This is a genomic window from Granulicella paludicola (genome assembly GCF_025685545.1).
In the GTDB taxonomy this organism is placed as follows: domain Bacteria; phylum Acidobacteriota; class Terriglobia; order Terriglobales; family Acidobacteriaceae; genus Granulicella; species Granulicella paludicola.
The window spans coordinates 56,409-82,963 of sequence record NZ_JAGSYC010000022.1 but is presented as its reverse complement, the minus strand read 5'-3'; the positions used below and the strand labels follow the sequence as shown (position 1 = coordinate 82,963).

Sequence of the window (26,555 nt, the reverse complement as noted above, 5' to 3'; positions counted from 1 at the left end):
CGCAGCCGCTAAACTAGACCTTAGCCAGCAGGCCTCCGAAGGCATCCTTATGCACCGCACTCTCCGCAAGCTCGCCGCGCTCACGCTTGCTCCGCTCGCCCTCTCCGGCTGCAATTACTTCCGCCAGAAGGTCGCTGATCAGTATGTGTACGTTACCGCGCGTCAAGTTTTTCTGCGCGACCGCGTCGCTGCGGTCTCCAACCGCACCGGCACGGCTACCAACGGCGAAAAGCTCGTCCTGCTCGATCGAACCCGCCGGGCCGTCAAGGTTCGTACCCCGCGCGGTGAGGTGGGCTGGGTCGAAGAGAAGCTGACCGCCGACCAGAAGACCGCTGACGAGTTCGACGCTCTGCGCACCGACCACGAAAAGGATCCCGTCATCTCCACCGGCACTGCCCGCGACGAGGTCTATCTCCACGCCGCCCCCGGCCGCGAGACCGCCCGCTTTTACCGCCTCGCCGAAGGCGATACCATGTCTCTGCTCGAGCGCGCGACCGTAGCCAAGGGTGGAACGCCTACCTCTGCGGCCCGGCCAGCCACCGCTGCGAAGATCCAGCCGGCCTCACCTTCGCAGCCAGCGCCGACATCCAAGCCCGCCACGCCGACACCTCAGAAGTCAGTCACCACGTCGTCAGCCGAAGCCGGCTCGGCCTATCCGATGCCTGCCGTCGAGGTTCCGCCACCTGTCATGGAAGACTGGTGGCTGGCTCGCGACAGCAAAGGTCAGACCGGCTGGATTCTCTCCCGCATGGTCGACGTTCAAGCGCCTGATGTGTTGGCACGCTATGCGGAAGGCCAGCGTATCGTTGGCTCCTACGTCCTCGCCACCGTGGATGATCCCGATTCGGGTGTCCTCAACAACGGACAGACCGTGACTCGGATGACGGAGTACATCGCCTTCCTGTCTCCCTACAAGGCTGGCTTGCCGTATGACTTCGATCAGGTGCGCGTCTTCATCTGGAACGTCAAGAAGCATCGCTACGAGACTGCCTTCCGCGAGCACAACATTATCGGCTACCTGCCCGCGAAGATCGGCAGCATGAAGGATCCTTACGGAACCGGCGTGCTGGCGCAGATGATGCTGCCCAGCTTCACCTATCGGGTGCTTTCAGCCGATGCTCCCATTCCAGAGCCTGATCCGACGACAGGTCTGATTAAACCGACGAAGCTGATCGACAAGACCTATCGTCTCGAAGGCAACATCTGCCGCCGGATGATTCAGCCGGGGACGCAGCCGCCAGTTGAGGCTCATCCTGTGCCGGAACCGCCGAAGGATAAGTCGGGCAAGGGACGAAAGAAGCGAAAAGGGTAGTCACCCCCGTCCCCCATACTTAGGTGCCAAAGTCTTCATTTGATGTGCGTTAGATCTGGCTTTTGAGGCAGCTGAGCCGAAGACCTAACGCTGCCGCGTTCCGCCCCACGAAGGCGTTACATTTCTTTGCCTCTACTTCTATTTTATCAAGTGGCGCAGGGGAAATATGCATCTCTATTTGCTTTGGAATGAAGCGGTTGGGGGTTTAGGGGCTTGACAGGATTTTGAAGTGCCTCCGTCGCGACGGCCACCGGATCAGCGGTAGAAGCGGCGGATGGCTGCGACGACCGTTTCCTGTTCATCCTCCCGAAGTTCTGGGAAGATGGGCAGCGCGAGCACCTCGTTTGCGGCCTTTTCCGAGACAGGGAAGTCACCGAGCTTGTAGCCGAGGGACTTAAGGCTCTCCTGCAGGTGCAGAGGGAGCGGATAGTAGATCTCCGAGCCGATCTTCTGGTTGGTGAGGAAGTCCTTCAGCGCATCCCGCTTGGGCGTTCGGATCACGTACTGGTGGAACACATGCCCGGCGCGTGGATCGGTAAACGGCAACACAATTCCATCGGCTGTCGAGCTGCCCACAATTCCAGCAGCGCGGAACAGATCGTCATACTTTGCAGCGATCTCGCGACGCCTGGCGTTGCCGGCGTCGACGCGGCGGAGCTTGACCTCAAGCACGGCTGCCTGCAGGGTATCGAGGCGGGAGTTCCAGCCGACCTCGTCGTGGAAGTAGCGCTTGCGCATGCCGTGTGCGCGCAGCATCGTCATCCGTTCGGCGAGCGCATCGTCGGCGGTCGTCGTCATACCAGCGTCGCCGTAGGCGCTAAGGTTTTTCGTCGGATAAAAACTGAACGCGGCCACATCCCCAAGAGCTCCGGCGCGGACGCCGTTCCAGGTAGCCCCAAAGGCCTGTGCTGCATCCTCGACGATCCTGAGTCCGGTTGTGGAGGCGAGGGAGCGAAGCGCATCCATGTCGGCGCACTGGCCGTAGAGGTGGACCGGCATGACGGCGGTGACCTTGCGTGTGGATGAGACAGCTTTCACCTGCGCTGGATCGAGGTTGAACGTCGCCTCATCGATGTCCGCCAGCAGCGGCGTTGCACCTGCGCGCAGGATGCTGCTGACGGTGGCGAAGAAGCTGAAAGGGGTGGTGACGACGGCATGTCCCGGGCCGATCTCAAGGGCCGCGAGGGCGAGCCAAAGGGCGTCGGTACCACTCGCGCAGCCGACGGCGTGAGCAACGCCACAGGCGTCTGCGGCGGCCTGTTCGAAGCGGGCGACCTCGGGGCCAAGGATGAAGCGTTGACCTGCGCAGACCGCCTCGATGGCAGCGAGGACTTCTTCGCGGACCTCTGCGTACTCACGTCCGAAGTCGAGCATCGGAACTGACTGCAACGTAGCTTTTTCACCTGCAACTACCATCTGATTCATCCTCTTCCCGTTCCAAAACCGGGCGTTCCCACCCGTTGTCACGTTACCTCGGTCTATCGGTTTTCTCGCAATATGTCTTGTATTTCGATAGGCGATAACGTTAGGGTAAACGTGTCACCATGTGATTTGCTTCAAGGCCCCGAATCTGCGCGTAGTGATGGTGCTTCGCTCGGGGTTTGTTTGTGTGGTTTCATTCTCAAGGAGATCGGCCCAATGGATGCAAAGCCGGCACAGAACATTCAGGATACGTTTCTGAATACGGTCCGCAAGGATAAGAGTCCCATCACCATTTACCTTGTCAGTGGCGTCAAGCTCACGGGCAAGATTCGCTCTTTCGATAAGTATTCGGTATTACTTGAGAACAACGCTCAGGAGCAGTTGATCTTTAAACACGCCATTTCTACGGTAGTAAGCGGCCGCCCGATGGGGTATGACACGCGCAGCTCGGACGCGCGCAGCGAGGCACGTCCTGCCGCTGCGGCTGAGCCTGCACTGGCTGCCACTGGAGCCGGAGCTCGCTAAACGCGCTCTGGGCAGGTACACATCAGCAACGACGGATACAACCCACGCAAGCCCTCCTCGCGGCATGACACATCGCAGCGAGAGAGGGAGTTGCGCGAACTTGCGCTTTTGCGCGCGCGACAGCAGTCCGTGCGCGAGCTGGCAGTGCTGGTTGCGGTGGACTTCACTTCGGACCGTTTCAAGCCCTCGCCGGTAGCGATGCAGGCGCGTCAGGCTGCTTCCATTCTGGCGCAGAGTGACGGCGAGGCTGCGCCTGTGGATGCGGCGTCGCAGGACATCGACTTCGATGCCTCCCTGGCGGAGTTTCAGGAGCTTGCGCGCTCGGCGGGAGCAATTATTGCGGCGGTGCTGATTCAGCGCCGAGGCCGACCGGATGCGGCCACGCTGGTGGGCGGCGGCAAACTGGATGAGATCGTGGCCACGGTGGCTTCAACGGGCGCGAGTCTCGTGCTGTTCGACCACGATCTGACGCCTTCGCAGGCGCGCAACGTGGAAGAGCGCCTACCTTGCACGGTCATTGACCGAACACAGTTGATCCTGGACATCTTTGCCCGCCATGCGCGGACCCGCGAAGGCATGTTGCAGGTGGAGCTGGCGCAGCTTGAGTACGCGCTACCGAGGATCGGCGGCAAGGGCAAGAGCATGTCGCAGACGGGCGGCGGCATTGGAACGCGTGGACCGGGCGAGACGCAGCTTGAGGTAGACAAGCGAAAGATTCGCGGACGGCTGGACCGCATCAAGCAGCAGCTGGAGGCGGTGCGGCGGATTCGCCGCCAGCAGCGCGGTCGGCGCGAGGCTGTACCTGTGCCGACGGTGGCGTTGGTGGGGTATACGAACGCAGGGAAGTCGACCCTGTTCAATACGTTGACGGGGGCTGAGGTGCTGGCTTCGGAACGCATGTTTGCGACGCTCGATCCGAAGCTGCGGCAGCTGACGCTGCCTTCGCGGCGCAAGGTGCTGTTATCGGATACGGTGGGATTTTTGAGGAACCTGCCGCACGCCCTGGTGACGAGCTTCCGCGCGACGCTGGAAGAGGTGGAGCGGGCGGAGCTGCTGGTGCATGTGCGCGATGCCGCGAGTCCGACGCTCGATGCGCAGCGATCGCAGGTGGAAGCGGTGCTGAAGGAACTTGAAGTGGGTGAAAAGCCGACGCTTCAGGTGCTGAACAAGGTGGACCTGCTGCCGGAGGGGACGCCGATTGCTCCGGGGAATCTTCCGGTATCGGGGCTGACCGGGTACGGGCGCGAGGAGCTGCTGCTGGCGATCGACGCGATGCTGACGGCCGATCCGCTGGAGACGATGGAGTTTCGGATACCGCAGTCGGAGGGACGCGTGCTGGCGTCTCTGGAGCGCGGAGCGACGATTCAGAATCAGCGGTTCGAGGGGAACCTGGTGACGCTGACGGCGATCGGGCCGAAGTCGCTGCTGGAGCGGTATCGGAAGTATGTAGTGCGTGAGCCACGCAAGAACAGAGTGCAGGCGGAGGAAGCCGAGTCTGCCGAGATTCAGGGCCGGATGAAATAGTACAGGCCGCCTGTGAGGGAGCGGAGTTGCTGTCCCTGCTACACGCGGCCTGCATGACCCGGAACGGGTCGCGGGTGGTAGAAAAAGTGTACGCCCGCAGGCGGCAGGTGCAGCAAGAAAAATCAGTAAATCGGAGCGTGCGGAGAGCCGTTTCGGACCGATTGAGAAGTGTTTCCGTCTGGAAACCAGCGAGCGCACGATTAGCGGTTGAAAACGCCATGTTTTCCGCGTTCCTCTTTGACTCGCAAGGCCTTACTTTGTTAGAAATAAGAAGTATCAAAGGCTTGAAAGTGTTCTGCGCTAAGCAGTCTTAGAGGTGGTCTACAACGGTAGACTGACATTGCTCCTCTGGCGGTTGGTGTGGCATCTTCGCTGCCCTCCCGGAACTACTCAAAAACTTCATGGAAATACTGAATCAACTTGGCAGTCTTGTGCTCGGCGCTGTGCCGACAGCCATACTTTTTATCCTTCTGGTTGTGCTGTACAGCGTGATCGTTCGTGGACCTTTGGAGCGCACGCTGGCGGAACGCCGCAAGCGCACTTCAGGCGCGGTCGACCAGGCCCGCAGCGCAATCGCTGAAGCAGAGGCGCGCACGGCGGCGTACGAGCAGAAGCTGCGCGAGGCGCGTGCTGAACTGGCGAAGGCTCGTGAGCTGAGTTCGAAGCAGCTGCAGGCGGAGCGCGAGCGCGTCGTTCAGGCGGCTCGTGCGCAGGCGCAGGAGATGGTTCGCGTGGCGCGCACCGAGATCGAAGAGAGCGCGGTTGGCGCTCGCAAGCAGGTCGAGGATGCCTCGGTGGAGCTCAGCCAGCAGATTCTGCGGGCGCTGATGCCGAAGCAGATGAACCTCGGAGAGGTGACGAAGTAATGGCACGTAAATTGATTCCTTCGTCGCTGTTGTCGATCGCTCTGCTAACTTTGAGTTTCGGCTTTCATGCTCCTGTGACTCATGCGCAGGGGGCTGCCAAGCCCGCTGCTGCGCAGACCGCAACGCCTGCGCAGGCGGGAACTCCAGCGCAGGAGGTCGCAGAGGATGACGAGTACCGCCACTCTCCGATGGTCACCAAGCTGGGCTCGTTTCTTGGCATGAAGTCGGATCGGGCAGCGACGACGTTTACGTTGTCGAACCTGTTCATCCTGCTGGCGGGCGTGTTGTTCATGCTTTACAAGAATTTGCCGAAGACCTTCCGCAGCCGCAGCGAAGGCATCCAGAAGCAGATTGTGGATGCGCGCGCGGCGACGCAAGAAGCGAAGACGCGGCTGTCGTCGGTGGAAGAGCGGCTGTCGAAGCTCGACGAGCAGATCGCCGGCATGCGGTCGCAGGCTGAGGCTGACGGCGCTCGCGAAGAAGAGCGTTTGAAGGCTGCGATTGAGGATGAGAAGAAGCGCATCCTTTCGTCGGCTGAGCTGGAGATTGCGAGCGCGACGATCAGTGCGCGTCGCGAGCTGCAGAAGTACGCTGCGGAGCTGGCTGTGGACCAGGCGGCTCGCAAGCTGGTGGTGACGCCTGAGGCTGACCGCTACCTGGTGGAAGGCTTTGCGGAGCGTCTGCAGACCCTTGGGAAGGGTGACAACTAATGGCAGCCATCGACTATCGTTACGCACATGCGCTGGCCGAAGTTGTCGCCAGCCAGAAACTTGATACAAAGGCGACCGAGCAGCAGCTGGCGGACTTCCTCGCTACGATGGAGAGCAGCGCTGAGCTGCGCGAGGTTCTCGAGAACCCGTCGATCCCTGAGCCGCAGAAGTTGAAGGTTCTGGACGGGCTGAAGGAAAAGCTTGGCCTGAGCCAGGCTGTCCGGAACTTCATCGCCGTGCTGGCGCATCATCAGCGGCTGGAATCGTTTGGAGAGATCATCGCTACGTATGCGGCTCTGTCGGACGAAGAAGCGAACGTCGCGGATGTGGAAGTGGTGTCGGCCCATGAGCTCGCAGCCGACAGCCGCGCTACACTCGAAGCGCAGATCGCTAAGCTGGTGAATGGTCGCAAGGTCAGCGCGAGTTACACGCAGAACGCCGAGCTGCTCGGTGGCGCGATCGTGACGATCGGTTCCACGGTGTATGACGGTTCGGTTCGAGGACAGCTGCAGCAGATGAAGCAGCGCCTGTTAGCTGTCACAGTTTAGGTTTGGCCGCCAGTTGCGGCATGCAGTACAAGACATAAGGATTCGAAGGAAAGAGAGAGCATGGCAAAGATTCAGGCAAATGAGATCACCGAGCTGCTCCGCCAGCAGATTGAGAACTACGATCAGCGCGTGCAGGTCGATGAAGTAGGCACCATCGTCACCCTGGGTGACGGTATCGCGCGTATCCACGGACTCGACAAGGTCATGGCAGGCGAGTTGATCGACTTCCCGCACGGCATCTCCGGACTCGCGATGAACCTCGACGAGGACCAGGTCGGCGCGGTTATCCTTGGCGACTACAGCGAGCTGAAGGAAGGCGACCAGGTCAAGCGTACGGGCAAGATCATGTCCGTTCCCGTTGGCGAGGCGCTGATCGGTCGCGTGGTGAACGCACTCGGCCAGCCCATCGACGACAAGGGGCCGATCAACACGCCGCACTCGCTTCCCGTTGAGCGCCTCGCTCCGGGCGTGATTGCGCGTCAGTCGGTGACCGAGCCGATGGCGACGGGTATCAAGGCCATCGACACGATGATTCCGATTGGCCGTGGACAGCGTGAGCTGCTCATTGGCGATCGCCAGACGGGTAAGACCGCCGTCGCTCTGGACACGATCATCAACTCGGCGAAGAACGACCTGATCTGCATTTACTGCGCGATCGGTCAGAAGCGCTCGTCGGTTGCCGGCGTGGTGCAGACGCTCGAAGAGTTAGGCGCGATGGCTTACACGATCATCGTGGCTGCAACGGCTTCCGAGCCTGCTCCGATGCAGTACCTGGCACCGTTCGCGGCGACCGCGATGGGCGAGTACTTCCGCGACAACGGCAAGCATGCGTTGATCATCTATGACGATCTTTCGAAGCACGCTGCTTCGTACCGCGAGATCTCGCTGCTGCTGCGCCGTCCGCCAGGCCGTGAGGCATACCCCGGCGACGTGTTCTATCTCCACTCGCGTCTGCTCGAGCGCTCGTCGAAGATGTCGAAGGAGAACGGCGGCGGATCGCTGACCGCTCTGCCGATCATCGAGACGCAGGCTGGCGACGTTTCGGCGTACATTCCGACCAACGTGATCTCGATCACCGACGGTCAGATCTTCTTCGAAACCGATCTGTTCAACTCCGGCGTTCGTCCGGCTGTGAACGTCGGTCTGTCGGTATCGCGTGTAGGCTTCGCGGCTGCGATCAAGGCCACGAAGCAGGTCGGTTCGACGCTTAAGCTTGATCTTGCTCAGTATCGCGAGCTGGCTGCGTTTGCGCAGTTCGGTTCGGATCTCGATAAGGTCACGCAGAACCAGCTGAACCGTGGTGCGCGCCTGACCGAGCTGCTGAAGCAGCCCCAGTTCAAGCCGCTCACGTGGGTACAGCAGGTAGCGATCATCTTTGCTGGTACGAACGGCCTGCTCGACGACGTCGAGGTCAAGGACATCAATACCTTCGAGGCTGGCTTCTACGACTACATGCAGAACTCCGCATCGCAGGTGATGGGCGATATCGAGAGCAAGAAGGCGCTCGACGACGATATCAAGGCACGCCTGAAGGATGCCATCAACGCGTACAAGCAGGACTTCCTGGCAGCCCGCAAGGAAGCGGCAGGAGCAAAGGCCTAAGCTAGCATGGCAAACGTACTCGATTTACGTCGTCGTATCAGGAGCGTGAAGAACACGCGCCAGATCACCAAGGCCATGAAGATGGTCTCGGCGGCCAAGCTGCGCCGCGCGCAGGAGCGTGCGATGCAGGCGCGACCGTACGCGCAGATGCTCACGAACGTGCTGGAGTCGCTGGTGCGCCGCACCGATCTCTACGGCGCCGATGGTGGCGATGTGATGCATCCGCTGCTGGTGGAGCGCGAGGAGAAAAATGTTCTCGTCCTAGTGATCGCCGGTGACAAGGGCTTCGCGGGCGGCTTCAACTCCAACATTGGCAAGGCTGCACAGAAGTTCATCGACGAGCGCCGCGCGCTGGGTCAGAACATCGATCTTGAGCCGATCGGCAAGAAGGCGATTGGACTTTATAAGCGCCGCTTTCCGGCTGCGGTCTATGAGCACAAGGAAGAGGAGTACGACAACGGCCTCTCCAAGCACATCGAGAACATCCGCCACCGCGCGGAGGCGATCGAGGTGGCAGCCGAGAACCCGACGCTGCTGATCAAAGCCGGTTTCGATGAGGTGACCGCGCTCGGAGCGACGATTGTTTCTCGCTATGAGCATGCCGAGATCGATTCGGTTTATATCGTCTACAACGAGTTCAAGTCAGTGATCTCGCAGCGCGTGGTGGTGGAGAAGCTTCTGCCGATCCGCAAGCTGGGAGCGCATGAGATTACGGCCTCAGAGGAGATGACCGAAGAGCAGAAGGAAGCGGCAGCGAAGGCTGCGCAGTCCTCCGGCATCTCGGTCAACGAGCCCGAAGAGACAGCGTATGAGCAAGAGGCCAAGAAGTTTGGCACTGCCGACGTGGACTATATCTTCGATCAGTCGCCGGAGCGTTTGTTCCGCCATCTAATGCCGCGCTATGTGACCACGCAGATCTTCCACGCGCTTCTGGAGTCGATTGCGGCAGAGCACGCAGCACGTATGACGGCCACCGATGCAGCGAGCAAGAATGCAGGCGAGTTGATCGACAAGCTCTCGCTCACCATGAACCGGCTGCGCCAGGCAGCGATTACCAAAGAGATTATCGAAATCGTAAGTGGAGCAGCGGCGCTTTGATATGGGAACAGTTTGGAGAGTTGCGGTTGAGGTCTTTGCTGGCTCAACAATACTCATCTACTCCCAGGTCGCTTCTAATTTTTGCAAGTGCAACAGTATTTAGGTCAGTGCTGTCGGGACGCGGTTCTGATAGAGGCGATCTTGCTAAGAAGGGTTTCAACGAAGCCGTCAGTGATACCAGGAGGGTTGAGCGAATCGATTGGATATGCAGCTTATCTTGAGATGGAACTCAACTCCAGTCTTGTCTCTTGGTCCCAAGGTAAATGGCTTTCGGTGCTTGTAGTTGTTGTACTAGTTGGTCTCACTGCATTGATGGGTACGATGTATCTTTTGATTAGCCTTATGGCAGTTTTCATAGGTCTTATTACCCAGTCAGGCAGTGTGAAAAAGGCAGTGGTAGATGAAGTGGGAACTTTGGCATACATCATTAAGCGTTGGTATATATCCGACCGTGATGGCTGCAAGAGTTTTTGTCTGGCACCAACTAAAGAGCTTGTGTTTGGAAATATGTTTCACGTAGTGGATCGACTTGAGGAATAGAGAGTTACAGATGGCAGAAAACATTGGCAAAGTGATCAGCGTCAGCGGCCCGGCCGTCGACGTACAGTTTGAAGAGGCGAAGATGCCTCCTATCTTCCAGGCGCTGCGCATCACAAGCGAAGGCTTCGATGTGCCCACGCCGCTCGACGTGATCGTCGAGGTACAGCAGCACATCGGCGAAGGCCGCGTGCGTTGCATCGCCATGGTGGCGACCGAAGGCATGGTTCGCGGCATGAAGGCAATCGACACGGGCAACGGCATTCTGGTGCCGGTTGGACGTGAGACGCTGGGTCGCGTGCTGAACGTGCTCGGTGAGCCGGTCGACGAACTCGGCCCGGTCAACGCCAAGAAGTACATGCCCATTCACCGCCAGGCCCCCGCCTTCGACGAGCAATCGACGAGCGAAGAGATGTTCGAGACGGGCATCAAGGTCGTCGACCTGATCCTGCCCTTCTTGAAGGGCGGCAAGATCGGCCTGTTCGGCGGCGCCGGTGTCGGCAAGACCGTCGTGATTCAGGAGTTGATCAACAACGTGGCCAGCCAACACGGCGGCTTCTCGGTGTTCGCCGGCGTAGGAGAGCGTACCCGTGAGGGTAACGATCTATGGCACGAGTTCCAGGAGTCGGGTGTCATCGACATCCACGACTACAACAAGAGCAAAGCGGCCCTGATTTACGGGCAGATGACCGAGCCGCCGGGAGCGCGTCTGCGCGTGGCGCTGACCGGTCTGACCGTCGCTGAGCACTTCCGCGACGAAGAAGGTGCGGACACGCTGCTCTTCATCGACAACATCTTCCGCTTCACGCAGGCCGGTTCCGAGGTCTCCACGCTGCTGGGCCGTATGCCTTCGGCCGTGGGTTATCAACCGAATCTCGCGACGGAAATGGGTGAGTTGCAGGAGCGAATTACATCGACCAAGAAGGGCTCGATTACGTCCGTGCAGGCTGTGTACGTGCCCGCCGACGATATTACCGATCCCGCTCCGGCGACGACGTTTGCCCACCTCGATGCGACGATGCTTCTGTCGCGTCCGCTGTCGGAGCTGGGTATCTACCCGGCCGTCGATCCGCTCACCTCGACCTCGCGTGTGCTTTCCGCTCGCGTTGTCGGCCAGGAGCACTATGACGTGGCGCAGGGCGTGAAGAAGATTCTTCAGCGCTACAAGGACCTGCAGGACATCATCGCGATCCTCGGTATCGACGAGCTTTCGGATGAGGACAAGCTGACAGTGTCGCGTGCGCGTAAGGTGCAGCGCTTCCTGTCGCAGCCGTTCCACGTGGCCGAGATCTTCACCGGTATTCCCGGAGCGTACGTCAAAGTCGCAGATACGGTGCGCAGCTTCAAGGAGATCATCGAAGGCAAGCACGATTCGATTCCTGAGCAGGCGTTCTACCTGAAGGGTGGCATCGAGGACGTTCTCGCTGCTGCTGAGAAGATGAAGGCAAGCGCGTAAATCGGCCACTGGCTTCTGGCTCCTAGCTTTTAGCTAGTGGCCAGGAGCTAAGAGCTAGAGGCTAAGTATGGCGGAAAATACAAACAATTCGGGACTTCTGCAGGTACGGCTGGTGACGCCGGACCGGGTGTTGCTGGATGCAACGGCCGAGGCTGTGGAACTGCCCTCGATGTCGGGGTATCTGGAAGCACTGTACGGCGCTGCGCCGCTGCTCTCAGAGCTGGGTGCTGGCGAAGTTCGCCTGCACGGGGGAAGTTCGAACGACCAGGTGTTCTTCGTGGCGTGGGGCTTCGTTGAGGTGCTGCCGGAGCGTGTGACGATCCTCGCTGAGACAGCACTGCACCCGGATGAGATCGATCTGGCCGAGGCTGAGGCTGAGCTGAAGCACTCGCAGGATCTCTGGAACCAGGCCGGCGATGAGCAGGTGAAGTACGACGAAGCGAATACGGTCGCCCGCGTTGCGGAAGAGAAGATCGCTTCGGCGCAGGGTGCTAAGCACTAACACCGGACTATTGGAAACGAGAAAGGCCCCGCTATGGCGGGGCCTTTTTACTTACAGCGCGCTTGTAGCGAAACGACGTGCAACAGATAAGGGCCTGCGCATCCCGATGAGGATGGGCAGGCCTAGATGGAGATCAACCTGGCGTTATACCGGGTAAAAGTGGTACGAAGCTACTTGGAGGTCGCGGTAGCGGTGTCGCTCTGCGAGGCGGCGAGGGCTGCGCGCTGCTTCTCCAGGTTGGCGTTCTCTTCGGTCAGCTTCTGCTTTTCAGCGATGAGCTTCTTGTTGGCAGCATCCAGCTTTTGAGCTTCCTTGAGGAGCTCCTGGTTGCGCTTGACGATGGCACGCTGCGCGACGACGTCGCCTGCGAGTGCCTTGTTCTGGTTCGAGAGACCCTCGCGCAGGGCGACGTAGTCGACCGAGGCAGCGGCGGGATCAGCGGTTGTCTGCTGCTGCGCAAGGGCAGGCAAAGCAGCGGTAGTGAGAGCGAGGAATAAAGCAGCAGTGTGGATAGCGCGCATTTCGGGTCAACCTCCAAGAATACAAATCGTGTAGCAGTTCCGCAGAGAGAAGTGTTCGGTAAAGCAAGTGGAGCAGTGTTCGAAGCAAGCTGGGACCACCATCGCTTAAAGCACTTAGTGGGGCCGTTGGAGACAATCATAGCCCAGAGTGTGTAAACATCCGATACCTCGAAGGGGTGATCTTAAGAAAGTATGAGAGGGAGCCTGATTCGTACCGATTCAGTGGGAAAAACTGGCAAACGAAAGTCACGTACGGATGACGGAGGTATTTACTTATTCGTTACTCGTAGAGGAGATAGGGTCTGGTAGCGGCGCGAAAGGCGTCGAGCGAGGGCTGCCAGCTGGTGGCGATGGCGCGCGGATCGTCGCCACGCATGAGGGCGTCGAAGGTGGCCTGATTGTCGATGAAGTGTCTGGCCTTCTGAAGCTGAAACTGCGTGGGGTAGAGCTTGTGGAGGACAGTGAGGATCTCCATGGCGAGTTCGGGAGTGTCGAGTGTGGCGGCGTCGGTGACGTTGAGGTGCACCGCGTCGATGGTCTGACCGTGGAAGGGGTAGTGATTGGCGTCCTCGGCGACGGGGATGGTGATGGGCTCGAAGGCGATGCCGGGGATGTGGCGCGCGGTGAGAGCGGCGGCGACGTCGGTGGCCTTCATCCACGGGGCACCGAACTGCAGGAAGGGGGTAGCTGTGCCGCGACCGACTGAGATATTGGTGGTTTCAATGAGGCCGAGGCAGGGGTAGACGATGGCTGCTTGGGGCGAGCGCAGATTTGGGCTGGGGTTGATCCACGGCAGACCTGTGTCATCGAAGTATTGAGCTCGCTGCCAGTGCTGCATTGGGATGACGGTGAGGCTGGCATCGAGGTGTTTCGTGGCGTTGGCGTACTGCATCAGTTCGCCCATGGTGAGTCCGTGGCGAGACGGCATCGGCATGTAGTCGGTGTAGCTCTCGGAGCCGGGGTCAGAGACAGGGCCTCGTGTGGCAAGGCCGCCGACGAGGTTGGGGCGGTCGAGGAGGATGATGTGCAGGTCGTGATGGTACTGCGATTTTTCGAGTGCGGCAGCTTCGATGAAGTAGCCGGTGGCGGCCTCGTAGGTCCAGAAGTGGACGCCTGCGTCCTGCAGGTCGATGACGACGGCGTCGAGGTCTTTGAGTTGATCGTGCGTGGGGTGGCGGTCGGCGGGCTTGGCACCGTAGAGCGAGATGGCGGGTAGGCCGGTAGCAGGATCGGTGGTGGAAGTGATGCCATCCTTGTCCATCGCGCCGGTGATGCCGTGCTCGGGGGTGAAGAGAGTGACAAGTGGCAAGTGAGAAGTGACAAGTACGTCGATGGTGCGCTTGCCGTTGCTGTCGATGCCGGTCTGGTTGGTGAGGAGGCCGATGTGGTGGAAGCTGGCGAGGGCTGCGAAGTGGGTGGATTCTAGGACGTCAATGCCGGTTCTTACGTTGGGGATTTTTGTAGGGTCGCAGAAGGTGTTGGGCTGACTACAGGCGACGGGGTCCGTGGTGGAGATGGTATGGGCTACCGTGGCTGGCGCGGCCTTCTCGAGGTCCTTCGACTGCGCGCTCCGCGCTTCGCTCAGGATGACGGGCTCTTGTGTACCGAAGGAGAGTCCGAGGGCACTAGCTGCCGCAGTCGCTACCTGCCCGCGTAGGTTGGAGATGGGAGTGTTGCCGCGAGGGTGGACGGCGTTCGTGAGCAGGACGACGTAGCTGTCGGAGTAGGGGTCCATCCAAAGGGTGGTGCCGGTATAGCCGGTGTGGCCGAAGCTGCCGATGGGGAAGATCATGCCACGTGGTTTTGAGAAAGCCGTATCGATGTCCCAGCCATAGCCGCGCAGGTCTTGGCCCCTAATGGCGGGGTAGTGCGGGGCGAGGCCGGGTTCGGCTGGCTTGTCTCCTGCGGTGATCGCAGCTGCTTGCGCCTTGTTGGCGTTGTATAGCTGTTGAAGGTCATGACCGGGCTGCTCAGGCTGTGTCATCAGTTGCAATGTGGACTGCTGCAGAGGGAATGGGCCGGTGTTGTGAACGAGCTTTTCGAGCAGAGCTGAGGCGTAGAGCGAGATGTCGTGTGCTGTGGAGAAGACGCCAGCGTGGCCGGCGACGCCTCCCATGCGCCGGGTGGTGGGATCGTGGACGGTGCCGCGCGTGAGCATGTCGAAGTGCGGGTTGGCGGCGGGGTCTGACTTCGACTCATCGTCGTGGGTGGTGGGAGCGATGCGTGGCAGCAGCGAGGTCGACCATGTGCCAGGAAGGCAGACCATGCCGATGCGGCCTGGAGTCGCGGGTGCCCAGGCGATGGCCGCACCGATGATCTTGTGCGGGCCGCATGCTTTGGCGAGTGGCAGGTAGCGTGTGTCGGTCATGCCGAGCGGCTTGAAGATATGTTCGGAGGCGTAGATGTCTTCGGTCTGGCCGCTGAGGGTTTCGATGAGGTCGCCGAGGAGGATGAAGTTGATGTCGGAGTAAACGAAGATGGAGCCGGGCGCGTCCTTCAACGGCGTGGTGAGGGCGCGGTGGATGCCTTCGGCCTTGTCGGGCGCGGCGAGGCCCCACGGGTCTTTGAGGCTCACGTCTGGGGCTTCGCCAGAGGTGTGGGTGAGCAGCATGCGCAGCGTGACCTTGGCGCGCCTGGCGTCGTGGGTGGTGTTAAAGCCCGGGAGATACTTTTCGACGGGGTCGTCGAAGCTGGCGATCTTGCCCTGCTCGTAGAGCTGCATCACTCCGGTTGCGGTGGCGAGGTCCTTGGTGAGCGAGGCCATGTCGAAGATGGTGTCCTCGGTCATAGGCTCAGCAGGGCTGGGCTGACCGTCGAGTCCGGGCTCGCCCGCGAGCTTGCGGCTGCCGTAGGCCTGATGGAAGACGACCTGGCCGTTGTGGCCTACGACTACGACGGCTCCCGGGAGGTGGTGGTTGGTGATGGCGTCGTTGAGGAGGGCGGAGATTGGTGAGAAGTCGTAGGCGGGGTGCGAGGGTTCAGGGGCCAGGGTCCAAGGATCAGAGGGCGTGTGATTGGTGGCTGAGAGGGTTTGAGCGATCTGGGTGGGGTGGAGACCTTCGGGGTTCTTCGACTGCGCGTCGCAAGGGCGCGACGCTCCGCTCAGAATGACGGTCGTTATGGCGAGGGCGAGAAGCGCGGTAGCGGATTTGCGGGCGGACTGCTTGCGGAAGATGAGGCTGAAGAGACTGCCGATGGCGAAGGTCACGAGAGCTCCGATGAGGACGTACCAGGTGAAGGCGATGTGGGGGATGATGAGTGAGCCGAGGTGCAAGGGAAAGGTGCCTTGCCATAGCCACAGATTGAGCGCGAAGCCGCAGACCATGCCAATGGCTGTGCCGATTTCGGTGGCGAACTTGGTCAGCGTCCCAAGCAGGAAGACGCCGAGGAGACAGCCGTAGGCGACGCTGGCGATGCTGAGGCCGATCTCTACGACGTGGCCCTTGCCGCCGACGGAGAGCGAGTAGATGGCGATGGCGAAGAGGACGATCGCCCAGAGCACTGTCGAGCTGCGGCTAATGATTGAGCGTTCGCGGTCGTCAGCGTTGGGGCGGAGCGACATGTAGAAGTCGACAACGGTCGTGGAGGAGAGCGAGTTCAGCGCGGCGGAGAGGTTGCTCATCGCCGCTGCGAGGATGGCCGCTACGAGAAGGCCAGCGATGCCGAGGGGAAGTTCGTGGACGATGAAGGTGGGGAAGATGCGGTCGGAGCTCGCGAAGTGTTCGGGGTGCAGGCCGTAGAAGACATAGAGGCCTGCGCCGATGAGAAGGAAGAGAGCGAACTGGATGAAGATGACCACGCCGGAGCTGAGAAGGGCGAGGCGCGACTCGCGCAGGTTGCGCGCGGCCAGCATACGTTGCACCATCAGCTGGTCGGTGCCGTGCGAGGCCATGGTGAGGAAGGTGCCGCCGAGCACTCCGGCCCAGAAGGTGTAGGTGGTGGTGAGGTTGAGCGCGAAGTTGAACAGGTGGAACTTGCCTGCGGCTCCCGCGACTTGGTGGATGGTCGACCAGCCGCCGGGGATGTGATGGCCGAGCGACCAGACGGCGACGAGTGTGCCGAAGATATAGATCCCCATCTGTACGACGTCTGTCCAGATGACCGCTGCCATGCCGCCTTCGAAGGTGTAGAGCAGCGTGAGTGCAGAGATGATGCCGATGGAGAGGATATCGCCAGTGCCGATGGCGATGCCGACGACGATGGAGACGGCGAAGACGCGGACGCCTTCAGCAGCGGCGCGGGTGAGGAGGAACAACCCAGCGGTGACTTTGTGAAGCGTGTGGCCGAAGCGCTGGTCGATGAGCTGGTAGGCGGTCAGCATCTCGCCTGCGAAGTAGCGCGGCAGAAAGAGTGCGGCCACGACGATGCGGCCGAGCATGTAGCCGAGGACGACCTGCAGAAAGCCGAAGTCTCCGGCAAAGGCGACGCCGGGGATGGAGATGATGGTGAGGGTCGAGGTCTCGGCCGAGACGATGGAGAGCGCGATGGCCCACCAGGGGATGGTGTTGTCAGCGAGGAAGTAGGACTTGAGGGACTTGTCGGCTTTCTTGCCGCCGCGTTTGGCGAAGCGAAGGCCAAAAATAGTGATGCCGATGAGGTAGAGCGCGACGATGACTAGGTCGACGGTGTGGAGGTGCGTGGCCATTAGCGCCATGATACTTGGCGGGCGGACTTCGCGGCAGGTAGCGGAGGTGATCCCTAAATGCAGATTCCTCCGCTGCGCTGCGGAATGACAAAAGTGCGTGACTAGCTGACGATGTGGCCGCGAACGATGGTCTGTGTCAGGCGGTTGCTGGCGTCGAAGCGGTTGCAGTTCAGTGGCAACCCGACGGCGATCTGCGATAGCGCGGGTTTGCCGAGCATCGTTGCCGGGTTATGCGAAGCGAGGCCGGTTGCGACTGCAAGATCAGCGTGCGCCAAACGCTGGATGTTGGCGACGGCGAGATCGAGCGTGAGCAGCGAGCCTGCGAGAGTGTCCTTGCCAGCCTTCAAGTCTTCGGTGAGCAAGGCGCGACCGTCGGCGACGGTGACGTCGAAGTCGCCGAGCATGTACTGGCCGTCGGGCATGCCAGTGGCGGACATGCCATCGGTAACGAGGATGCCGCGATCGGCGCCCTTCACCTTGAGCCACAGGCGGACCAACTCCGGCGCGACGTGAATGCCGTCGCAGATGAGTTCGGCGAAGGTGTCGGGCGAATCGAGCAATGTGCCTACGACGCCGGGCTCGCGGTGATCGAGCGCACGCATGGCGTTGAAGAGGTGGGTTGCGCTGGTGGCTCCGGCTGCAATGCCTGCGCGTGCCTCGGCGGCGGTGGCGTTGGTGTGGCCGAGCGAGAGCTTTACGTTCTGCGCGGCGGCGTGGCGAATCAGCTCGACGGCGGTGTCGGTATCGCCGACAAGTTCAGGGGCGATCGTCATCAGCAGGATGTGTCCGCGCGCGGCTGCCTGGAAGCGGTCGAAGAGTTCGATGCTTGGGGCGAGCAGGTCCTTGGGGGGATGCACGCCTCGCTTGGCGTGGGAGAGGAACGGGCCTTCGAGGTGGATGCCGATGGGCTTGGCTTCGCCGGTGTTCGTGGGGGATTCGATGGCGTTGGCGAGCGCATCGAGCGCGTGCAGCGTGTTGTCGATCGACGCGGTGACGGTGGTAGGCAGATAGTTTGCGACGCCGTGGTGGGCGAGGAAGCGCTGCATCTCGCTTAGCTGTGCGGGCGTGATGTGCATGACATCGTGGCCGACCGCGCCGTGGGTGTGCACATCGAGGAAGGCGGCGGTGAGCGTGTCCTGCTCGCTTGCGAGGGAGGTTGGGTCGGTCCCGATTTCGAGGACGGTGCCGTCGGAGTCGATCTTGATGATAGGAAAGTCGAGGGGGCCGGAGGTGGTGATGAGGCGTCGTGCTGTAATCGTTGTCGCTATCATTTCGTCTAGTTCACAGGTGTAGAAGGGATGGAGGCAGCGGGGATGCCGAGATCGGCGGCGCTGGGCAGGGAGTGAATGTCGGTCCACTGGCGCTGGGCGGACCGCACCTTATCGATGCGGGAGAGCCAGAGAGCCGTGGTGAAGTCGAAGCGCTCCAGGATGGGACGCAGGTTGGCAGGGCGATAGGTACGCAGCCACTGCTGTTCGTACATATCGCGAAGTTGGGAGTACCCATATGTCAGGTCTTCGAGGCGGCCGTTGACGCCGTTGATGTCCGAGAGCTGAGCGGAGACGCCGGGGTGGGCCTTCTTCCAATCTCCGGCGGCGGTGGTCTGGGCGTGGGCGTAGGTGGTGGCCATCTCGTCGGCGAGTTGGAAGTGGAGGGCGAGGAAGTCGATGCGACGCGCACCGAAGTCCATGGCGTCGAGGGCTTCGGGTTCGCGAAGTCCAGGGTTGGTATTGCGGGCCTGCGCGACAAGGTTGATGGCGTGCTCTGCGTGCAGGCGGAGCTGGGAGTTGATGGGCCGCATCTTCGCTGCGAAGACCTGACCATCCTTGCTCCAGGGATCGATCCAAAAGAGTGTGTCGGTGCCTTCGGTGTGGGAGACGACCTTGTTCGCTTCGAGCAGCGACATGGCAGCAGTGAGCTCGTTTTGTGCCTGATCGATGAGGCCGGTGCTGTCGCCGTGGAAGACGGGGCCATAGCTCCGCTGGAACTGGGCGATGGAGGATTCGCCGGACTGCCAGGCGGCAGCGCAGCCGAAGAGAATGCCATACCAGTTCATGTTGGCGAGAGACTCGCCGTCGTCATCCCAGAGGGTGTTGAGCTGGCCGGTAGCGCCGAGATGCTGGCCGTCGCGGGTGAACTGCTGAATGTCGTCGAGCGCGTACTGCTGGTTGGGCCATACCTGGCGGTAGTTGTTGATGGAGGGCGCGACCCACGCCTCAATACCGGCATCGGTGTAGGGACGGATGATCTTTGGGAAACCACCCTTGGGATCGGGAGAGTAGCCCCAGGCTATGGCGATGGTCTGGTTCTTGAAGGATGCGGGCATCGCCTTCAGCTGTGAGGGCGCATCCTGGGCGACATCGCCCCAGAATAGGATTTTGCGGTGCAGCGGCTGCAGCGAGGTGACGATCTGCTGCAGGAAATCCAGGTAGACGGTGGCGAGACCGCGAGCGTCTACGTCGGGCTTGGTGCGACCGATGCCGAGATCGGTGGTTTCGTCGCCACCGATGTGCAGATAGGGCGACGGATAGAGCGCGGCAAGGTCTGTGAACATGCTACGAATAAGTGGAATGGAGCCGGGCTGGCCGGGGGAGAGGACAGCGCCGTGAGGAGTTTCAGCCAAGTCGGAGTACTGCTCCCACAAGAGCATGTGGCGAAGATGTCCGAAGGCCTCCTGCTCGGGGACGACGGTGACATGGTACTGGCGGGCATAGGCGACGAGTTGCCGGGCATCGTCGGCGGAGAGGCTGTAGCCGGGTGTGCCGGCGAGCGGGTTAGAGGCGTACTGCTGGGTCGTTTCGAAGTAGGGAGAGTAGAGGTTGTCTTTGTAGGCCGCGAGAGTGCGGACGAGCTTTTTCTGGAAGTCGAGTGTGTCGATGGGCCCGCGGGATAGATCGTCGTGGAGGCCGCGTGTCTTCATGGCAGGCCAGTCGCGGATGGTGGCTATGCGCAGAGTGGCGGCGGTGCCGTCGCCTTCGATGAGCTGAGCGGCGGTCTGCAGCGCGTAGAAGATGCCTGCGGAGGTTTCGGCAGTGAGCGCGATCCCTGCATCCTGCCCGCCGTTAGGGTCGGGCGAGATGGCGTAGCCTTCGGCGTGCATTTCTGTGGGGAAGGCGGTGGCGCTGGTGCCGGAGGCCTCGCGGTAGATCTGTTTGCCGATGCTGGTGCCGAGGCGCGTAACGAAGATATGCGGTGCTGCTGCTGCGTCGGTGACGAGGACGCGGCGTGCGCCGAGGATGGACTTAAGGTCGGCTACGGCAAAGGCGTCTTCGGGATCACAAGGGGTCGCGCACTCGATCCTGATGCCGCGGGTAAGTGAAATCCCTGCGCCTGCCTTGACTTCGCGGGGCATGGGGATCAGATGCAACGGGGTCTGGGCAATCGCTGGAGCGACAAGGACCGCTGCCAGAAGCAAGGACGCAAGTGTGTCTGCAGAGCGCATCTTCCTACGGTACACTTTGACCGTTTGAGGGGGAAGTACTCATTTTAAGAACGTTGAAGTTCTTGAGTCCTGTCGCGATGTCCTTTTGTGGGCATTTATGAGCCAAGAGTACATCGGCTACTCCGTCGATCTCTTCGCACGCCGGGAATTGCCCGATGAAAATGGATTGCTCCGAGGGACCACCTTGAGGACTACCAGGCCATGGCGCCGAGCATCCTACCGCCCGGAGGTTTGATTATGAGCGAGAAAAACGATCACGATAGTGAATACAAAGAGCTGTCAGGAGCCGAAGGCACGAAGAAGATCGGCGAAATGATTGGCGATATTCATATTGCCATGATGACGACGGTGGCGAAGGACGGGTCAATGAGTTCGCGGCCCATGGCCGTGCAGGACACGCCGTTCGATGGAACGCTGTGGTTTCTGACGAAAAAGAGTTCAGAGAAAATCGAAGAAGTAGAAGCGGACCAGCATGTGACGCTGACCTTCGCCGAACCTAAGGATTCCGAGTATCTCGCGCTGAAGGGCCGGGCGAACATCTCGAGCGATCGCACGAAGATCAAGGAGCTGTGGAATCCGCTTTACAAGGCATGGTTCCCGAAGGGGGAAGACGACCCGGATATTGCTGTGGTAAAGGTCGACGTCGTCGAAGGTGACTACTGGGAGGCGACAAGCGGAAAGATCGTGATGCTCGTGAAGTATGCCGCAGCAGCGGCGACGGGTGGCAAGGTGCCGGTCGGTGAGGCAGGTCACATCACCGTTTAGAGCGGGTTTGTTCCATCCACAATACCGACGCCGCGAGGAGCAGAGAAGTTGAACTCGGCGTCGGTGGTGGGGATGTTTTCGTGGATCGCGGTGAAGGTGAAGGTGGTCTGTGCGCCGTCGATCTCTTCGATGCGCATGGAGCGAATCTGTCCAGTGGCATCGACTGTGAGGGACAGAGTCTTCAGTCTTTGTGTCATGCCTTTGGGGGTGCCGGACAAGGTGTAGAGTGGGCCGCCCGGCTGCGAGTTATCGCTGACAGGAGTGAGCGAGAGTTGATCGAGCTCCTTGGCGAGTTCCGTGTGGCCGAGCAGGAAGCGAAGCGGGGAGCGTAGATCGTCGAGCTGTTTTTCAGGGAAGCGCGTTGCCTGCGCGTCTCCCGGGGTGTACGCGATGGCGTCTTTGCCATTGAGCAGGAAGACCTTGCCGGCTGGCGCGTCGTAAGCCCAGCGCATGCGGCCCGGCTTGCGCAGCGTCAAGGTGCCGGTTTCGGTGCGGTCAAGCCCCATGCCCTGGTAGCGCTCGGCGTAATGGGCCTCCAGAGATTGAAGGTGGTTGTAGTGGTCGTCGACCTTTTTTGCGAGGGAGGCAGCAGTGGTTTGCTGGCCGAGTGAGGGGAGGGCAGAGGTGGCGAGGGCAAGAGCGAGCAGAATTTTCATGACGGGGCAGTTCCGGACGGTTTGATGCGACTGTGGGATGACAAAGGCCGCCGATGAGGGCGGCCTTTGTCTGTGTGTGCTTCCTGGGAGAAGCGGGGGTGTCGGCGTCTCTCTTACTGGAGCAGCTCGGTGCAGTTGGTGCCGCCCTTGGGATCGTAATGGATCTGGGCGTTTTCATCGGTGCAGAAACCACGGTCGCCGGAGTGTCCGACAGAGTTGGGAACTGCATTGATCTGATAGCTGTTGTACTGGTCGACGTTGTTGATCGTCGTTTTGGCGCAGCCAGTGATCGAGAAGGTGTAGCCAGACTTGGAGCCAGCAGCAAGATCGTCGTTGATGAGCTGGGCTGACTCTGCCGAGGGCGGCGCCGCGCCTACCTTGCCGCCGAGCGCAGGCAGAGTGCAGGCAAAGCCATGCTGAGGATACTCGGAGGCGTACTGGCCTTCCATCTGGTTCAACATGCGGAGCGAGCTGATCGCCGAGGTTTCGTTTGCCTTGCGGATGACCGACTGCATCTTCGGAATTGCCAGCACCATCAGGATCAGGATGACCGACATAACGATCAGCAGTTCGACGAGGGTAAAGCCGGATTCGTTGCGAGTAGGTTTCTGGGTGTTCATAGGGTGCCTCTGGAGGAATGCTGTGCCGATACAGAGTATAGACGGTTCGTGGGTCTAGCAGGTTAGGTCGTCGCGGGTCAGTTTTAGCGGACCGAGGTTGCCAAGCAGAGTCAGGGTGAGCTGATCGGCCTTGAGCAGGTCGTTCGCAAGGCGCTGAAGGTCTTCTACCGTGACGCGGTCGATCTCGGCGGTGATCTCGTCGAGGGAAAAGAACTTACCCCAGTACATCTGCTGGCGGGCCAGTGACGACATGCGGCTGGACGAGCTTTCGAGGCCCAGCACCATGTTGCCCTTGATCTGGTTGCGGGCGCGGTCCAGTTCCTCGGTGGACACGGGCTCCTGCTTCATGCGCGCGAACTCGGCCAGCGTCAGCGCGAGCACCTGCTTTGTGTTCTCCGCCGAGCAGCCCGCATAGACGGCCAGCGTGCCGGTGTCGCGAAAGGGATTGAGTTCCGAGTAGATGCTGTAGGCCAGACCGCGCTCTTCGCGGATGGCCTGGAACAGGCGGGAGCTCATGCCGCCGCCGAGGATGCTGTTGAGCAGATAGGCGGTGTAGCGGTCGGAATCAGCGACGGGCAGGGCCGGGACAGCCAGGCAGAACTGTACCTGTTCCAACGACTTCTTGTTCTTGAGAGTGAGGTGCGGCTGCGCAGTCGGAGCGGCGGAGCGTTCAAGCTTGTTAGCGCTGGTTGCGGACAGCGAGGTGAACGCCGCGGCTACCTGCTCCACGAAGGCGTCGTGATCGAGGTTTCCGGCGGCGGAGAAGACCATGTTTGCGGGTGTAAAGCGGCGGGCGTACTCTTCGAGCACGATCGCCTGGTTGAAGCTGCTGACGGTCTTCGCAGTGCCGAGGATGGGGCGACCGAGGGCGTCGTTCGGCCAGAAGTTCTGGGTGAAGAGCTCGTGTACGAGGTAGTCGGGGTTGTCCTCGTCCATCTTGATCTCTTCGAGGATGACACCCTGCTCCTTGGCAATGTCATCGGGAGCGAAGGTGGGATGCAGGACAAGGTCAGTCAGCAGCTCGAGCGCGGCGGGAACGTTTTCGTCGAGGACCTTGATGTTGAAGCAGATGGTCTCTTTGCCGGTGAAGGCGTCGAGGTTGCCGCCGATGGCGTCGACCTCCCGGGCGAACTGCTGGGCCGAGCGCGTGGTCGTGCCCTTGAACACCATGTGTTCGATGAAGTGCGAGATGCCGTTGACCTCGGGAGCTTCGTCGCGGGAGCCGGAGTTGATCCAGACGCCCATGGAGACGGAGCGCAGGTGGCTCATGCGCTCCGTGAGAACGAGCAGGCCGTTCGGCAGGGTGGTGGTGCGGATGTCGCGGAGGTGGGAGGTCGTAGTAGTGGTGGCGTTTTCCGCCAGGGTTACGGACATCTTCCTATTGTTTCATGCCTTGGGCGGGGAGACATCATCCTCATTCGCCGAAACTACGGTCCCCTGGTGATAGAGAATCGTCCAGCCTGCGGGAGTCTTCTCCCATAGCGTCGACCGGCGGGTGAGGCGGTCAGCCTGGCGGAGAGAATAGGTAAGCAAATAGGTATCAGCGCCGAGCTGGCGCACCGCAAAGCCGGAGGCTCGCCAGCGGGCGGTTTCGGCGTCGATGGGCGGGTTGTCGGCGAGCATCTGCAGGATGAAAGCGCGGTTGCAGCGGCGGCCCGAGGCACCGACTTCCCAATAATCCGACGCCATCATGCGGTCGAAGTCATCGATTGTAGAGGCGAAGGACGGGCGGTGAAAGATCGGCTCCTGAGCGCTCAGTTCGGCGAGGATTGACTTGAGTGCGGGGTCGGTGGAGGGAAATGCTGGGGGTCGAGCCATAGCCAATTGTAGGAGGTGTTTCGGTTTGCAGAAATGACGAAGGCCTCCGTCGGCACGAACCGACGGAGGCCGTTATTCATCCAGCCACTAAATTTTATTTGATGAAGCCGGTGCGGTGAGTACAGGTGGTTCGTCTAGGTGTGGCACCTTCTTCATGGCACCGATCTGTTGCAAAATCCCGACCTCGTGCGAAGCACCCCAACGCTCGGAGATTTTTGCATCGGAATTGAACTTGGAGATCTGCATACCGCGAACTTTGATTTTCTTTCCAGTCGCGGGAATGTCGTTGAATGGGCCATCCTGCGTGCCGGTGATGGTGTAGGCGAAGGCTACGTTGTCCTCGTCTGCAACCATATGTTCGATGGCGATCTTGAAGTCAGGAAAGGCAGAGTGGAACTGGGTAAACCAATGCATGAAGCCTTCAGGTCCGGGACCCTGATCGTCGGCCGGGTCGTGGTCCTTCACGTTCGGGGCGAATACCTCATGCAACTGCTCAAAGTGGTGGCTGTTGATGATCTCGCCCATCTTCTTCTGTGTCGCAATGTTTGCTGCCTGGCTCATAAGAACTCCTTACAGGTTGTGATGCAGGGAGCAGGCTCGACTGGGTCGAGTGGTTGCGAAAGCACTTTCAGCAGGGAGACACCGTTTTCAAAGGATGAAGCAGTTTCGAGGACAAGATATGCTGAATAGATGGAATCGCGTGCACTCTTCGGGAATAGCCTCAATGAACTGACCGAGTTGATGGAGGGCTTTGGGCAGAAGCCGTATCGTGCGCGCCAGGTTTTCGAAGCCCTCTACAAACAGCGCGTGGCTACGATCGACGAGATGACTACGCTCTCGGCGGCGCTGCGCGACGAGCTGAAGGCTGATGGATGGACGATTGGCCTGCCTGAGATGGTGCAGACGGCAGTCTCCGTCGATGGCACCGAGCGTTATTTGATGCGCATGGCCGATGGTGAGACCGTCGAGACTGTCTGGATGCCGGATGGCGATGGCGGTGAGCGCGGCGATGGGTCCGAGGCGGCGGAAGAAGAAAAGGGCGAGATCGAGACGGCGGAGGAAGCTGTCGCCGGAACGGTGAAGCAGGTCCTTCGCTCTGCTCAGGGCGACAATGGAAAGACCGTGGATGGCACGAGTAGCGATGGTGGTTATTGGTCTCGGCGCGGCGAGGGTCGCGACCGCGCTAACTTCGGCACGCTGGCGGCGACGGGGTTTCGGCGCGCGACGATCTGCATTTCGAGCCAGGTAGGTTGCGCGGTCAACTGCCAGTTCTGCCTGACGGCAAAGCTGGGCATCAAGCGCAATCTCACGGCAGGCGAGATCGCCGGGCAGGTCGCGGCGGTGCTCAACCGCCACAAGATCCAGATCGGCAAGGACCGCATCAACCTCGTCTTCATGGGGATGGGCGAGCCGTTCCTGAACTACGACAACTTCATGGACAGCGTGCGGCGGCTTGTCGAAGGCATCGGCATCCCCGAGTCACGTATGACGGTGTCGACCAGCGGGATTCTGCCGGGCATCGAGCGCTTCGCGCAGGAGGCGCTGCGGCCGAAGCTCGCGCTCTCGCTGAACGCTTCGAACGACGGGGTGCGCGAGCAGATCATGCCCATCACGCGCAAGTGGAACATCGCCCAGCTGCTCGATGCAGTATTGAAGATTCCGCTGCGCACGCGTGAGTGGGTGACATTTGAGTATGTTCTGCTCGGCGGCGTGAATGACCAGCCGGCGCACGCTCGCGAGGTGCTCGCTCTGCTTGCGGGGCTGCGCGCCAAGGTCAACCTGATCGTCTGGAACCCTGGTCCGGGGATCGACTACCATCAGCCGACCGCGGAGGACGTTGCCGTCTTCCAGAAGATGCTGATCCAGGGCGGAATTGCGACCTACATCCGCAGACCGCGTGGCCGGGACATCTACGCGGCATGCGGCCAGCTGAAGCGCACTGTGGCGGACGAACAGCCCAAACTTGTGGCAATCACCGCGTAGACC

23 protein-coding genes are annotated in these 26,555 nt (G+C 60.7%); 13 read left to right on the top strand and 10 right to left on the bottom strand.

Going from position 1 to position 26,555, the window contains the following annotated elements; genetic code table 11:
• Nucleotides 1-49 precede the first annotated feature (49 nt).
• Complete coding sequence (locus OHL14_RS06445) at nt 50-1,312, top strand: SH3 domain-containing protein (RefSeq protein WP_263378509.1); 1,263 nt, start codon at nt 50-52, stop codon at nt 1,310-1,312.
• Between the two features lie 255 nt (nt 1,313-1,567).
• Here OHL14_RS06445 and OHL14_RS06440 read toward each other — a convergent pair whose 3' ends face one another.
• Complete coding sequence (locus OHL14_RS06440) at nt 1,568-2,737, bottom strand: DegT/DnrJ/EryC1/StrS family aminotransferase (protein WP_263378508.1); 1,170 nt, start codon at nt 2,735-2,737, stop codon at nt 1,568-1,570.
• A 213-nt stretch (nt 2,738-2,950) separates the two neighbouring features.
• Between OHL14_RS06440 and hfq the strand changes: the two genes are divergently transcribed.
• The 10 genes from hfq to atpC all read left to right on the top strand — a co-directional run bounded on the left by hfq (nt 2,951) and on the right by atpC (nt 12,102).
• Complete coding sequence (gene hfq / locus OHL14_RS06435) at nt 2,951-3,259, top strand: RNA chaperone Hfq (protein ID WP_263378507.1); 309 nt, start codon at nt 2,951-2,953, stop codon at nt 3,257-3,259.
• A gap of 198 nt (nt 3,260-3,457) precedes the next feature.
• Nucleotides 3,458-4,783 (top strand): GTPase HflX, encoded by a 1,326-nt coding sequence (gene hflX / locus OHL14_RS06430; RefSeq protein WP_263378686.1) that lies wholly within the window; start codon nt 3,458-3,460, stop codon nt 4,781-4,783.
• Between the two features lie 401 nt (nt 4,784-5,184).
• Nucleotides 5,185-5,649 carry an ATP synthase F0 subunit B gene (locus OHL14_RS06425; protein ID WP_263378506.1) on the top strand — a complete coding sequence of 155 codons (465 nt, stop codon included), beginning with the start codon at nt 5,185-5,187 and terminating at the stop codon, nt 5,647-5,649.
• Complete coding sequence (locus tag OHL14_RS06420; RefSeq protein ID WP_263378505.1) at nt 5,649-6,359, top strand: ATP synthase F0 subunit B; 711 nt, start codon at nt 5,649-5,651, stop codon at nt 6,357-6,359. The genes OHL14_RS06425 and OHL14_RS06420 overlap by 1 nt, the downstream gene beginning before the upstream one ends.
• Nucleotides 6,359-6,907 carry an ATP synthase F1 subunit delta gene (gene atpH / locus OHL14_RS06415; protein WP_263378504.1) on the top strand — a complete coding sequence of 183 codons (549 nt, stop codon included), beginning with the start codon at nt 6,359-6,361 and terminating at the stop codon, nt 6,905-6,907. Before OHL14_RS06420 ends, atpH begins: the two co-directional genes overlap by 1 nt.
• Before the next feature lie 60 nt (nt 6,908-6,967).
• Nucleotides 6,968-8,509: a F0F1 ATP synthase subunit alpha gene (atpA, locus tag OHL14_RS06410; RefSeq protein ID WP_263378503.1), complete on the top strand. Its 1,542-nt coding sequence runs from the start codon at nt 6,968-6,970 to the stop codon at nt 8,507-8,509.
• Nucleotides 8,510-8,515: 6 nt separating this feature from the next.
• On the top strand, nt 8,516-9,607 hold the full coding sequence (locus OHL14_RS06405) for a F0F1 ATP synthase subunit gamma (RefSeq protein WP_263378502.1): 1,092 nt from the start codon (nt 8,516-8,518) through the stop codon (nt 9,605-9,607).
• A gap of 186 nt (nt 9,608-9,793) precedes the next feature.
• A complete protein-coding gene (locus tag OHL14_RS06400) occupies nt 9,794-10,147 on the top strand; it encodes a hypothetical protein (protein ID WP_263378501.1) in 354 nt (117 codons plus the stop codon).
• A 10-nt stretch (nt 10,148-10,157) separates the two neighbouring features.
• A complete protein-coding gene (gene atpD / locus OHL14_RS06395; protein ID WP_263378500.1) occupies nt 10,158-11,600 on the top strand; it encodes a F0F1 ATP synthase subunit beta in 1,443 nt (480 codons plus the stop codon).
• 67 nt (nt 11,601-11,667) lie between these two features.
• A complete protein-coding gene (atpC, locus tag OHL14_RS06390; RefSeq protein WP_263378499.1) occupies nt 11,668-12,102 on the top strand; it encodes an ATP synthase F1 subunit epsilon in 435 nt (144 codons plus the stop codon).
• 170 nt (nt 12,103-12,272) lie between these two features.
• Here atpC and OHL14_RS06385 read toward each other — a convergent pair whose 3' ends face one another.
• From OHL14_RS06385 to OHL14_RS06370, 4 genes are all read right to left on the bottom strand, one after another.
• Complete coding sequence (locus tag OHL14_RS06385) at nt 12,273-12,623, bottom strand: hypothetical protein (RefSeq protein WP_263378498.1); 351 nt, start codon at nt 12,621-12,623, stop codon at nt 12,273-12,275.
• Between the two features lie 280 nt (nt 12,624-12,903).
• Nucleotides 12,904-17,268: a sodium:solute symporter family transporter gene (locus OHL14_RS06380; RefSeq protein ID WP_263378497.1), complete on the bottom strand. Its 4,365-nt coding sequence runs from the start codon at nt 17,266-17,268 to the stop codon at nt 12,904-12,906.
• Between the two features lie 101 nt (nt 17,269-17,369).
• A complete protein-coding gene (nagA, locus tag OHL14_RS06375) occupies nt 17,370-18,539 on the bottom strand; it encodes an N-acetylglucosamine-6-phosphate deacetylase (RefSeq protein WP_263378496.1) in 1,170 nt (389 codons plus the stop codon).
• A gap of 5 nt (nt 18,540-18,544) precedes the next feature.
• On the bottom strand, nt 18,545-20,683 hold the full coding sequence (locus OHL14_RS06370; protein ID WP_263378495.1) for a beta-N-acetylhexosaminidase: 2,139 nt from the start codon (nt 20,681-20,683) through the stop codon (nt 18,545-18,547).
• A gap of 264 nt (nt 20,684-20,947) precedes the next feature.
• Between OHL14_RS06370 and OHL14_RS06365 the strand changes: the two genes are divergently transcribed.
• The gene (locus OHL14_RS06365) at nt 20,948-21,475 is read left to right on the top strand and encodes a pyridoxamine 5'-phosphate oxidase family protein (RefSeq protein ID WP_263378494.1); all 528 of its coding nucleotides are present in this window, start codon (nt 20,948-20,950) and stop codon (nt 21,473-21,475) included.
• Here the strand turns inward: OHL14_RS06365 and OHL14_RS06360 are convergent.
• The 5 genes from OHL14_RS06360 to OHL14_RS06340 all read right to left on the bottom strand — a co-directional run bounded on the left by OHL14_RS06360 (nt 21,472) and on the right by OHL14_RS06340 (nt 25,130).
• Nucleotides 21,472-22,131 (bottom strand): LolA family protein, encoded by a 660-nt coding sequence (locus tag OHL14_RS06360; protein WP_263378493.1) that lies wholly within the window; start codon nt 22,129-22,131, stop codon nt 21,472-21,474. The genes OHL14_RS06365 and OHL14_RS06360 overlap by 4 nt on opposite strands.
• Before the next feature lie 113 nt (nt 22,132-22,244).
• Nucleotides 22,245-22,751 carry a type IV pilin protein gene (locus OHL14_RS06355; RefSeq protein WP_263378492.1) on the bottom strand — a complete coding sequence of 169 codons (507 nt, stop codon included), beginning with the start codon at nt 22,749-22,751 and terminating at the stop codon, nt 22,245-22,247.
• A 54-nt stretch (nt 22,752-22,805) separates the two neighbouring features.
• Nucleotides 22,806-24,125: a M16 family metallopeptidase gene (locus tag OHL14_RS06350; RefSeq protein WP_263378491.1), complete on the bottom strand. Its 1,320-nt coding sequence runs from the start codon at nt 24,123-24,125 to the stop codon at nt 22,806-22,808.
• Between the two features lie 12 nt (nt 24,126-24,137).
• Nucleotides 24,138-24,569, bottom strand: a complete 432-nt coding sequence (locus OHL14_RS06345; RefSeq protein ID WP_263378490.1) for a nuclear transport factor 2 family protein — start codon at nt 24,567-24,569, stop codon at nt 24,138-24,140.
• 87 nt (nt 24,570-24,656) lie between these two features.
• On the bottom strand, nt 24,657-25,130 hold the full coding sequence (locus OHL14_RS06340) for an ester cyclase (RefSeq protein WP_263378489.1): 474 nt from the start codon (nt 25,128-25,130) through the stop codon (nt 24,657-24,659).
• 129 nt (nt 25,131-25,259) lie between these two features.
• On the opposite strand from OHL14_RS06340, the gene rlmN reads away from it, so the two are divergent.
• Nucleotides 25,260-26,552 carry a 23S rRNA (adenine(2503)-C(2))-methyltransferase RlmN gene (rlmN, locus tag OHL14_RS06335; RefSeq protein ID WP_263378488.1) on the top strand — a complete coding sequence of 431 codons (1,293 nt, stop codon included), beginning with the start codon at nt 25,260-25,262 and terminating at the stop codon, nt 26,550-26,552.
• The last annotated feature ends 3 nt before the right edge of the window (nt 26,553-26,555 follow it).

What these genes read in the sequence shown, in the direction of transcription:
- hfq (WP_263378507.1), top strand. Translation starts at nt 2,951, where the DNA reads ATGGATGCAAAGCCGGCACAGAACATTCAGGATACGTTTCTGAATACG.
- atpH (WP_263378504.1), top strand. Translation starts at nt 6,359, where the DNA reads ATGGCAGCCATCGACTATCGTTACGCACATGCGCTGGCCGAAGTTGTC.
- OHL14_RS06440 (WP_263378508.1), bottom strand. Translation starts at nt 2,737, where the DNA reads ATGAATCAGATGGTAGTTGCAGGTGAAAAAGCTACGTTGCAGTCAGTT.
- OHL14_RS06360 (WP_263378493.1), bottom strand. Translation starts at nt 22,131, where the DNA reads ATGAAAATTCTGCTCGCTCTTGCCCTCGCCACCTCTGCCCTCCCCTCA.
- OHL14_RS06380 (WP_263378497.1), bottom strand. Translation starts at nt 17,268, where the DNA reads ATGGCCACGCACCTCCACACCGTCGACCTAGTCATCGTCGCGCTCTAC.
- OHL14_RS06365 (WP_263378494.1), top strand. Translation starts at nt 20,948, where the DNA reads ATGAGCGAGAAAAACGATCACGATAGTGAATACAAAGAGCTGTCAGGA.
- atpC (WP_263378499.1), top strand. Translation starts at nt 11,668, where the DNA reads ATGGCGGAAAATACAAACAATTCGGGACTTCTGCAGGTACGGCTGGTG.
- rlmN (WP_263378488.1), top strand. Translation starts at nt 25,260, where the DNA reads ATGGAATCGCGTGCACTCTTCGGGAATAGCCTCAATGAACTGACCGAG.
- OHL14_RS06385 (WP_263378498.1), bottom strand. Translation starts at nt 12,623, where the DNA reads ATGCGCGCTATCCACACTGCTGCTTTATTCCTCGCTCTCACTACCGCT.
- OHL14_RS06340 (WP_263378489.1), bottom strand. Translation starts at nt 25,130, where the DNA reads ATGAGCCAGGCAGCAAACATTGCGACACAGAAGAAGATGGGCGAGATC.
- atpD (WP_263378500.1), top strand. Translation starts at nt 10,158, where the DNA reads ATGGCAGAAAACATTGGCAAAGTGATCAGCGTCAGCGGCCCGGCCGTC.
- nagA (WP_263378496.1), bottom strand. Translation starts at nt 18,539, where the DNA reads ATGATAGCGACAACGATTACAGCACGACGCCTCATCACCACCTCCGGC.
- OHL14_RS06420 (WP_263378505.1), top strand. Translation starts at nt 5,649, where the DNA reads ATGGCACGTAAATTGATTCCTTCGTCGCTGTTGTCGATCGCTCTGCTA.
- OHL14_RS06350 (WP_263378491.1), bottom strand. Translation starts at nt 24,125, where the DNA reads ATGTCCGTAACCCTGGCGGAAAACGCCACCACTACTACGACCTCCCAC.
- OHL14_RS06425 (WP_263378506.1), top strand. Translation starts at nt 5,185, where the DNA reads ATGGAAATACTGAATCAACTTGGCAGTCTTGTGCTCGGCGCTGTGCCG.
- OHL14_RS06445 (WP_263378509.1), top strand. Translation starts at nt 50, where the DNA reads ATGCACCGCACTCTCCGCAAGCTCGCCGCGCTCACGCTTGCTCCGCTC.
- OHL14_RS06355 (WP_263378492.1), bottom strand. Translation starts at nt 22,751, where the DNA reads ATGAACACCCAGAAACCTACTCGCAACGAATCCGGCTTTACCCTCGTC.
- OHL14_RS06345 (WP_263378490.1), bottom strand. Translation starts at nt 24,569, where the DNA reads ATGGCTCGACCCCCAGCATTTCCCTCCACCGACCCCGCACTCAAGTCA.
- hflX (WP_263378686.1), top strand. Translation starts at nt 3,458, where the DNA reads ATGCAGGCGCGTCAGGCTGCTTCCATTCTGGCGCAGAGTGACGGCGAG.
- OHL14_RS06405 (WP_263378502.1), top strand. Translation starts at nt 8,516, where the DNA reads ATGGCAAACGTACTCGATTTACGTCGTCGTATCAGGAGCGTGAAGAAC.
- atpA (WP_263378503.1), top strand. Translation starts at nt 6,968, where the DNA reads ATGGCAAAGATTCAGGCAAATGAGATCACCGAGCTGCTCCGCCAGCAG.